Source organism: Vibrio qingdaonensis, from assembly GCF_026191675.1.
Classification (GTDB): Bacteria; Pseudomonadota; Gammaproteobacteria; order Enterobacterales; family Vibrionaceae; genus Vibrio; species Vibrio qingdaonensis.
In genome coordinates this window covers 1-284 of record NZ_JAKRRY010000197.1, presented here as the reverse complement: position 1 = coordinate 284, position 284 = coordinate 1, and the positions used below count along the sequence as shown (strand labels likewise).

Annotated in this window: 1 protein-coding gene; it reads left to right on the top strand. The window is 55.3% G+C overall.

Translation table 11 applies throughout. The features are described from left to right. The coding region (locus tag MD535_RS25995) for a VCBS domain-containing protein (RefSeq protein ID WP_265678150.1) at window positions 1–284 on the top strand (284 nt) is incomplete at both ends.

Sequence of the window (284 nt, the reverse complement as noted above, 5' to 3'; positions counted from 1 at the left end):
GTGAAGCGGCGTTTAACACCACGGTGACAAGCTTAAATAACGATGAAGGTCAGTCGCCATTGGGCACGCTGACCATCTTGGCGGACGGCACGTGGACGTACAACGTCGATAATAGCCTCACTGGCGTGCAAGAGCTCGGCGACGGCGATACACGCGTTGAGCGCTTTGAAGTGGCGTCGATTGACGGCAGTAAAACCCAAATCATCGAAGTGACCATTGAAGGCTCTGACGACGCACCCGTGATAGCGGGTACGGACATCGGTGGCGTCATTGAAGATACCGAC